This is a genomic window from Pseudomonas sp. CG7 (assembly GCF_023701885.1).
GTDB classification, from domain to species: Bacteria; Pseudomonadota; Gammaproteobacteria; order Pseudomonadales; family Pseudomonadaceae; genus Aquipseudomonas; species Aquipseudomonas zanjanensis.
The window spans coordinates 1-8,347 of the sequence record NZ_JABAEE010000140.1; the positions used below are offsets into that span (position 1 = coordinate 1).

At 60.0% G+C, this 8,347-nt stretch carries 10 protein-coding genes and 1 pseudogene; 4 read left to right on the forward strand and 7 right to left on the reverse strand.

From position 1 onward, the window contains the following. The first annotated feature begins 217 nt into the window (after nucleotides 1-217). Entirely contained in the window at nucleotides 218-1,237 is a 1,020-nt protein-coding gene (gene rlmF / locus HGO40_RS29740; protein WP_250965955.1) for a 23S rRNA (adenine(1618)-N(6))-methyltransferase RlmF, read from the forward strand. 128 nt (nucleotides 1,238-1,365) lie between these two features. Here rlmF and HGO40_RS29745 read toward each other — a convergent pair whose 3' ends face one another. Continuing rightward, nucleotides 1,366-1,647, reverse strand: coding sequence for an HU family DNA-binding protein (locus HGO40_RS29745; RefSeq protein WP_250965956.1), 282 nt, complete (start codon nucleotides 1,645-1,647; stop codon nucleotides 1,366-1,368). Between the two features lie 396 nt (nucleotides 1,648-2,043). Between HGO40_RS29745 and yejK the strand changes: the two genes are divergently transcribed. Next, entirely contained in the window at nucleotides 2,044-3,048 is a 1,005-nt protein-coding gene (gene yejK, locus HGO40_RS29750) for a nucleoid-associated protein YejK (RefSeq protein WP_250965957.1), read from the forward strand. A gap of 220 nt (nucleotides 3,049-3,268) precedes the next feature. Here the strand turns inward: yejK and HGO40_RS29755 are convergent, their stop codons facing one another. The 5 genes from HGO40_RS29755 to HGO40_RS29775 form a co-directional block, all read right to left on the reverse strand. Then, nucleotides 3,269-4,204 carry a glutathione S-transferase family protein gene (locus HGO40_RS29755; protein ID WP_250965958.1) on the reverse strand — a complete coding sequence of 312 codons (936 nt, stop codon included), beginning with the start codon at nucleotides 4,202-4,204 and terminating at the stop codon, nucleotides 3,269-3,271. Between the two features lie 79 nt (nucleotides 4,205-4,283). After that, nucleotides 4,284-4,607: a GIY-YIG nuclease family protein gene (locus tag HGO40_RS29760; protein WP_186705165.1), complete on the reverse strand. Its 324-nt coding sequence runs from the start codon at nucleotides 4,605-4,607 to the stop codon at nucleotides 4,284-4,286. A 40-nt stretch (nucleotides 4,608-4,647) separates the two neighbouring features. After that, a complete protein-coding gene (locus HGO40_RS29765) occupies nucleotides 4,648-5,118 on the reverse strand; it encodes a nuclear transport factor 2 family protein (protein WP_186705164.1) in 471 nt (156 codons plus the stop codon). 87 nt (nucleotides 5,119-5,205) lie between these two features. Then, on the reverse strand, nucleotides 5,206-6,534 hold the full coding sequence (locus HGO40_RS29770; protein ID WP_502943356.1) for a CynX/NimT family MFS transporter: 1,329 nt from the start codon (nucleotides 6,532-6,534) through the stop codon (nucleotides 5,206-5,208). Continuing rightward, on the reverse strand, nucleotides 6,524-7,183 hold the full coding sequence (locus HGO40_RS29775) for a FadR/GntR family transcriptional regulator (protein WP_250965960.1): 660 nt from the start codon (nucleotides 7,181-7,183) through the stop codon (nucleotides 6,524-6,526). Before HGO40_RS29775 ends, HGO40_RS29770 begins: the two co-directional genes overlap by 11 nt. 165 nt (nucleotides 7,184-7,348) lie before the next feature. On the opposite strand from HGO40_RS29775, the gene HGO40_RS29780 reads away from it, so the two are divergent. Continuing rightward, nucleotides 7,349-7,660: a type II toxin-antitoxin system MqsR family toxin gene (locus HGO40_RS29780; protein WP_250965961.1), complete on the forward strand. Its 312-nt coding sequence runs from the start codon at nucleotides 7,349-7,351 to the stop codon at nucleotides 7,658-7,660. After that, nucleotides 7,657-8,139, forward strand: a complete 483-nt coding sequence (locus HGO40_RS29785; RefSeq protein WP_186705161.1) for a type II toxin-antitoxin system MqsA family antitoxin — start codon at nucleotides 7,657-7,659, stop codon at nucleotides 8,137-8,139. The genes HGO40_RS29780 and HGO40_RS29785 overlap by 4 nt, the downstream gene beginning before the upstream one ends. A gap of 58 nt (nucleotides 8,140-8,197) precedes the next feature. Here the strand turns inward: HGO40_RS29785 and glnQ are convergent. Next, a pseudogene (glnQ, locus tag HGO40_RS29790) lies at nucleotides 8,198-8,347 on the reverse strand (glutamine ABC transporter ATP-binding protein GlnQ); the annotation flags it as partial.

Consider the following 8,347-nt stretch of genomic DNA (forward strand, 5'->3'; position numbering starts at 1 on the left):
ACTGGCTAGAGTCGGAATCGAGCTTTTAGTCCCGCCCACCCCTTCAAGTCTAAACATACAAGCGAGCTTGCTCGCGATGACGGCAGTACATTCAACATGAGGGCAAGCTGACCCACCGCTATCGCGAGCAAGCTCGCTCCCACATAAGCTCGCTCCCACATTTGAATAGTGGGACAATGTCCGCCAATTTCTGAACCCTCCCCGAATCGACCCGCCCATGCCTGCCCCTCGCGCTCCAAAACCTGCCCGTCAGAAGACCAAGCCCGCCACCGAGGCCAAACCCGTGGCGCCGCGTGAGAAGGCCAGCCTGCACCCGCGCAACCGCCATCAGGGTCGTTACGACTTCCCGGCGCTGATCAAGAGCACACCCGAACTGGCCAAGTTTGTGATCACCAACCCGTACGGCAAGGAGAGCATCGACTTCGCCAGCCCCGACGCGGTGCGGGTGTTCAACCGGGCGCTGCTCAAGGCGTTCTATGGCATCCAGCATTGGGACATCCCGGCGGATTACCTCTGCCCTCCGGTTCCAGGCCGCGCCGATTACGTGCACTTCCTCGCTGACCTGCTGGCGAGCATGAACGACGGCAAGGTGCCGCGTGGCGCAATCGTCAATGTGCTGGATATCGGTATGGGCGCCAATTGCGTTTATCCGCTGATCGGCAACAGCGAATACCGCTGGCACTTCCTCGGCTCGGAGATCGACCCGACAGCCGTGGCGGCCGCCCGGGCCATCGTTCAGTCCAACGATCTGAACAAGGTCATCCAGCTGCGCCAGCAGCAAAACCGCAAGCACATCCTCATCGGCTTGCTGGAACCGGGCGAGCGTTTCGACCTGACCATGTGCAACCCGCCGTTCCACGCCTCGATGGAAGAAGCGACCAAGGGCAGCGAGCGCAAGTGGCGGGCCCTGGGCAAGGCTGATCCGAAGCGCAAGCTGCCGGTGCTGAACTTCGGCGGGCAATCGGCGGAGTTATGGTGTGAAGGCGGTGAAGCGCGCTTTGTGACGCAGTTGATCGCCGAAAGTGCGAACTTCCAACACAAGGTTTTGTGGTTCAGTACGTTAGTGTCGAAAGCCTCGAACCTGCCGGCGATCGAAACCGCGTTGAAGAAGGCTGGCGCACTGGAGAGCCAGGTGGTGGAGATGTCGCAGGGGCAGAAGCAGAGTCGCTTTGTGGCGTGGACTTTCCAGACCAAGTCCGAGCAGCAGATCTGGCGGCGTGAGCGCTGGGTTCGCTAATACGACGCTGATCCAAGGTGGGAGCGAGCGCCTACCATGATGACGGTGTCCGCCGCCGACACAAAAAACACAGACACAAAAAAACCGTGCCCGGATCGCTCCGAGGCACGGTTTTTTTTACAGCGGTCTTACTTGTTGACCGCGTCGGTCAGGCCTTTGGCCACAACCAGCTTGATCACTTTCTTGGCAGCGATTTCGATGGCAGCGCCAGTCGAAGGGTTAGGGCAGGTACGGGCAGGACGCTCGGTGACTTTCAGCTTGCCAACGCCTGGCAGAGTGATTTCGCCGCCATTTTCCAGCTGATCGGCAACGACTTGGCCCAGTTGGTCCAGCAGAGCACGCACGGTAGCTTTTGGTGCGTCTACAGATTCAGCCAAATCAGCGATCAGTTGGTCTTTAGTAAGAGCCATGTAGTGTTCCTTCCCTATCAAATTCATATGGATTGCAGAGTGCAGTGTCAGCCATCGAGCCCGATCTCTGTGGATCAGGCACCCTCGGCAATCACCACGACGGATCGGGGTAATAGATGCCGAAAACCGGGTTTGGTTCGACCTGACAGATGCTGAATGCACGCTTAACGCAGTGACATCGCGTAAGACCGGGCAAAACTAGCACAATGCCTCTGAAATATCCGCCTCTAGCTACCCATTTGGTCAGCTTTCTTGCGCTAAAACGTTAAAAAATTGCATATAGGCTGTCGGACGGCTCTGAAAGGGCCTTTGCCGGGTTCCAAAACCAGTGATTGCGGTACACTGGGCCCTTTTTCGGGGAGCGTGCCCTCCTCTCTTTCATCAGCCGAGAAATCCATGCCGATCCGTCATTGCATCGTCCACCTGATCGACAAAAAACCCGACGGCACCCCTGCTGTGCTCCATGCCCGCGACTCCGAACTGGCAGAGTCCACGGCCATCGAGAACATGCTCGCCGCCCTCAACGAAAGCTATAACGCCAAGCAAGGCAAGGCCTGGGGCTTTTTCCACGCCGAGTCCGGGGCGCATCCGTTCAGCGGCTGGTTGAAGGAATACCTGGAGGGCGGCAAGGATTTCACCGCGTTCAGTCGCGTGGCGGTGGAACACCTGCAAAAACTGATGGAAGAGTCCAACCTGTCGGTGGGTGGCCACGTGTTGTTCGCGCATTACCAGCAGGGCATGACGGATTACCTGGCCATCGCCCTGCTACACCACAGCGAAGGCGTGGCGGTGACCGATGAGCTGGACGTGACCCCGTCCCGTCACTTGGACCTGGGCCAGTTGCACCTGGCGGCGCGGATCAATGTGTCGGAATGGCAGAACAACAAGCAATCCAACCAGTACATCTCGTTCATCAAGGGCAAGAACGGCAAGAAGGTTTCGGAGTACTTCCGTGACTTCATCGGCTGCCAGGAAGGCGTCGACGGCCCCGGCGAGACCCGCACCCTGCTCAAGGCCTTCAGCGACTTCGTCGAAAGCGAAGACCTGCCGGAAGACGATGCCCGGGAAAAGACCAAGACCCTGGTGGACTACGCCAGCAGCCAGGCCAAGCTCGGCGAGCCGATGGGCCTGGAAGAGCTCTCTGAGCTGATCGACGAAGAGCGCCCGAAAGCCTTCTACGATCACATCCGCAACAAGGACTACGGCCTATCGCCGGAAATCCCCGCCGATAAACGCACCCTCAACCAGTTCCGCCGCTTCACCGGCCGCGCCGAAGGCTTGTCCATCAGCTTCGAAGCGCACCTGCTGGGTTCCAAGATCGAATATGACGAAGAGGCTGGGACGTTGATCATCAAGGGGTTGCCGACGTCGTTGACCGATCAGCTCAAGCGCCGCAACTGATGCAGGCAGGGTGCTGAAGAAGTGCCCGCGATATAGGCTTGAGGGCCTCATCGCGAGCAAGCTCGCTCCTACACAGTGATTAGCGGCAAACGCAGATCCTGTGAACAACACATCCCCTGTGGGAGCGAGCTTGCTCGCGATAGCGGACTGACATTCAGCATCAGTATTGACTGCTCTGCGCCATCGCAAGCAAGGCCGCTCCCACAAGGTCATGCGTTGTTCATCGGGCCTCGACCCGAAACCCAAACCGCGGAAAGTGCACATGCACCACCCCGCCACGCTCATCTTCCCGGCGCAGGATCAATTCCTCGCTACCAGCAAACAGCAACTCCCCAGCCACCGGATCGACACCATAGTCCGTCGCGGCGATGCTCACCTGCTGCCCTGCCGTGAACCCGTTAGGCTCTTCGAACGACTCATCTGGCAGCGCAGCCGGTCTCGCGTTTCGGGCAACTTCCAAGGCTTCTTCGGCACTCATCTGGCTCGACGCGCCATGGCCGAAACCCCGCACCCGCGCGAGCCACGTCGATACCGCCGGGTATGCGTCCACCAACGACGATGTGACGGGCGTGCCCTTGAGGAACCACAGCGGATGAGCCATGGCGAAGTCGGCAATCGACGGATCGCCCAGCAGAAAATCGCCCTCTTCGCGCTGCAATTGTTGTTCGAGGCGCGCCATGATCGTCGGCCACTGGTGCTTGGCCTGGTCGGCGGACAAGCGCGTGGTCGTGCCACCACTGAACAACCCGGCGCGGTCGCTGATGAATGCCTTGATGGCTTCAGGCGATAGCCTGGCGAAACGCACCGCCACCGATTCAGGCTGGAACACCAGGCTCACGGCATGCTGGAACACCACCGAATCGGCCCAGGCCGCAAAGGAGGCAGCAATCATTTCCCGTCCTTCGGGAAACAGCGCCGGCGAGGCTTTCTCCTGCTCCAGTCGACGAGCAATCAGCGACGTATCGCAATAGATATCCGCGCCGACCTGCAACACCGGCGTCTTGCGATAGCCACCCGTCAGCGCCGTCAGGTCAGGCTTGGGCATCATTGGCGGGATGCTCACCGAACGCCAGGACAAGCCCTTGAAACCCAGCAACAGCCGGGCTTTTTCCGCGAAAGGAGACGTCGGGTAATGATGAAGAATCAACTCTGACATGAGATTCGCCACTGCAGGAATGAAGTCTTTCAGCTTAGCGCGCCTGACCGGGCCAGCCTACCGGCCTGATAAAGGCCTATCAGCCAGGCTGATGAAGGGGCAGCGCACTGGCCACCAGACATTCCTTGGCACTTTTCCTGAGCTTTTTGATCAGCCGCTCCTGGCGCAAGGCCTCGCCCTTGTCGCGGCAGGCCTCGGTGTACACCAGGGCCACTGCCGGGCTGGACAGGAAGAAACGCGCGCCCTTGCCACTTTGATGCTTGGCGAAGCGCCGCACCGGGTCATCACTGATGCCGCAGTACAGCGAGCCGTTGGCGGCCCGCACCAGGTAGACGAACCAGGGTTTGTCCGGTTCGGCGGCGCCTTGTGCAGGCAGATCGGAGGATAAGTCGACGGTCGTCACAAAATGTTCAACAGGTGAGCCAGGACAAACCGCGATCTTATCAGCGACTGGCCTGGAACGCCCGCAGCCCCTTGAGCGCCTGGGCCCTGACGGCGTTGCGCACCAGCGGCGTCCAGCCAAGCAGCAGGCCCTTGGTGCCCAGCGCCTGGCGGGACCAGCGCCACAGATCGAAGCTGTCATGGTGCTCGCAGATCTTGCCATCGCGAAACACGAAGCGCGCCTGGATGTCGTTGATCACGATGTTGCCGGTCTGGCTGAACAGGTACGTCGCCACCCAGTGCGCACCGCCGGTACGTTCGTCGCTGCGCACGTTATCGAAGGTCAGGGAGAAGTCCTTGGCGCGGGTCGTCAACATGCGCCACATGTCACCGGCATCACGCCCACGCAGTTCGCCGAATGCTGGATCGCTGAACACCACATCATCGGTGTAGCAGGCGCTCATGGCGTCGGCGTCCAGGCGCTGGAAGGCCTGGTAAAAACGGGTGATCAAGGCGTTGTGGGCATCACTCATGGACAGGCTCCGGAAAACGGTTCAGTAGGCCTGCACGATAATCTGCCGCCGTGGGGAAGACCATCGTCATTCGCCATGAAAATGATATCAACGAAGGTCAGTGACCCTTTCGCTGCTGACGCCGACGTACAATGCCCGGCCTGCGCCGATGCCCGCAATGATCGCCCCCAGGCCAATCAGGCCGAAGATCCAGCCCAGGGCATTCCAGCCGCCGGTCAAGTCGTGGACCACGCCCACCGCGAAGGGCCCCAGCGCCGCCAGCGTATAACCAAAGCCCTGGGCCATGCCGGACAGGTTGGCGGCCACGTGGGCGTCCCGCGAACGCAACACGATCAACGTGAGCGCCAGGCTGAACGTCGCGCCCTGCCCCAAGCCCAGCAGGCTCGCCCAGCCCCACAAGCCATCGATGGGTGCGTAAAGGCAACCGAACAACCCGCCCAGGGTCATCACCATGACGACCACGATGGCCAGGCGCTGGTCCTTGCCGCGCGGGGCCAGCCAAGGCGCCGCCAGCGAACTGATCAGTTGCACGATGACCGAACCGGACAGCACGAGCCCGGCCTGGGTCGGGGTCAGGCCACGCCCAATCAGGATCGAGGGCAGCCCACCAAAGACGATGTAGGCCAGGGACGACTGCAGCCCCATGTACAAGGTCACTTGCCAGGCCAGGGGAACGCGCAGCCAACCGCGAACCCGGTCCGCCACCTGATGGGCACCGTGTTTTTCGCCCACTTGCGGCACCCAGAACACCGCAGCCAGCAGCGCCGGGACCGCCCAGAACCCCAGGCCCAAGGCCCAGTCGTGGCCAAGGTGCTCGCTCAACGGCACCGTCGCACCGGCCGCCATCGCCGCGCCCAGGCACAGCGCCATGGTATAGACGCCGGTCATGGTGCCGGCCTGCTTGGCGAAGTCGCGCTTGACGATGCCGGGCAGCAGCACCCCGATGACGCCGATGCTGGCGCCCGCCAGGATGCTGCCAGCGAACAAGCCGAACTGGCCGAACGAACTGCGCAAGACGATGCCGCAGGCTAAGGTCAGCAAAATGCCCAGCACGACGCGCTCAGCGCCAAAACGTCGCGCCAGCACAGGCGCCAGCGGTGCGAACAACCCCAGGCAAAGCACGGGCAGGGTCGTCAGCAAACCTGCTTGCGCAGCCGACAGGCCAAGGCTCTTGGAAACCTCGCTGAGCAACGGCGCCATGCTCGACAGCGCCGGACGCAAGTTCAGCGCCACCAGAATCAACCCAAGCAGCAACAGCCAGGGACGTCGTACCAACGGGTGGCTCTGCTGGGCCTGCTCATCGTCGGCTTCGGCGTCGATCAACAGTTCTTCGAGTTCGGCGGCGCGTTTTTGCGGCGTCAAAGGGGTGCGGTCAAGCGGATCGCGGGACATGGAAAGCTCTGGTTCAGGGTTCATTGATCAACTGCCGGCACAGGGCCTTGGCCCGCTCCGGATCCTGGCGTTCGACGGCTTCGAGAATCTCGATATGCAAATCGAACACATGCTGATGACGGGGAATGATGTTGAGGCTCTGGCGCAATTGCGCGCCGATCACGTTGGAGAAGTAGCGATACAACTCGCTGAGGGCCGGGTTATGCGCGGCGTCCACCAGCAGGCGATGGAACACCAGGTCGCACTTGATGTAGTGCTCCAGGTCACCGTGGTAATGCTCGCCGCTGGTTTTCAGCGCCTGGCGCAAGGCAAGCAAATCCTCATCGGTACGCCGCAGCGCCGCCAGGCCAATGGCCTCTACTTCCAGGATGTGCCGGGTTTCCCGGGCCTGTTCCAGCGAACAGCGCGACAACACCTTGAGGGTATCCAGCGGATCGACCGCCGCCCGCACGTAGCTGCCGTCGCCCTGGCGGATCTCGATCAAACCGGAAAACGCCAGCACGCGCATGGCTTCGCGCACCGTGTTGCGGCTGATACCCAGCTCCGCCACCAACTCCGGCTCGGTGGGCAAGCGCTGGCCGACAGCCCAAACGCCCTCGCTGATTCGTCGACGCAATTGTTCCAGGGCCTGATCGACCAGGGAGCGTTTCATTAATGGAGAAATATCTGACATAGAGTCCGCCCTTTCATCCAATCATAGGATGAATTTTCTGACATGTTAGTCAGCTTCGTGTAGGACGGCAACTGCCTAGGGTCAATGGGACGGAAAAGGAGCGAAATTTTCGATTAGTCAAAATTACCCTTTAAGGGTAATTTTAAGGACGAGGAACACCGTTCCATGGAGAAGAACACACCCCATTACGCCTTGGTGGCGATACAGGCGGATGTCAGGCGGCTTAAAGGGAAAGCTTTCACCAGCACTGCGAAGAACACTGCTCGGACGCTCGGTTTAAACGTCTCGGATATGCAGCAGGTCATCCATGGGCTTGAACGAAAACAGTTCTATAAATCGATGACCACCTATGACGATCATCGAGTCTGGCATGACGTCTACCACGCCAATTCACACGGTCTGCAGATTTACCTGAAAGTGACGTACCGCCCCAGCGGAGGCCCACCGGTAATTTCCTTCAAGGAGAACAACTCATGAAACACCAGCAATGCTTCAGCTGCGGTGCCCCGGAGGGCATGTTGCATTTCGAAGGTCGCGGCGAAACCATCAGCGTCAAGGGACTGGAACGCCGGGTCGATGACTTGTCTGGCTGGGAATGTCAGATGTGCGGCGAAGTCGAGCTCGACTCAAGCTGCTCGGATCGCTATGACCACGCCGGTGATGAGCTGGTCAATGCGGCCAGGCGAATGATTGGCGAAGAGATCAAACGTGTCCGGCGCAAACTGAATCTCTCTCAAAAAGAAGCGGTAGCGCTGTTGTCAGGTGGCGGGCACAACGCGTTTTCCCGCTATGAGCGCGGTGAGGTATTGCCACCAAAAGCGTTGATGCTGCTGATGCGCCTGCTTGATCGCTACCCGCATTTGCTCGTAGATGCACGAACCCTGGCTGAAGGTGCAGACTTGAGAGGATTCAAGACTACGGCGCATAAAGAGCACGAAACCCTCACGACTCATTGAGCCTGCAAAAAAATAAACCCGGACAAATCCGGGTTTATTTTCATTATCTAAGGCTAGATCAATGCAGGATCTGGCTCAGGAACAGCTTGGTGCGGTCGTTCTGCGGGTTGTCGAAGAAGTCGTTCGGCGCAGCCTGTTCGACGATTTCACCCTTGTCCATGAAGATCACGCGGTTGGCCACGGTGCGGGCGAAGCCCATCTCGTGGGT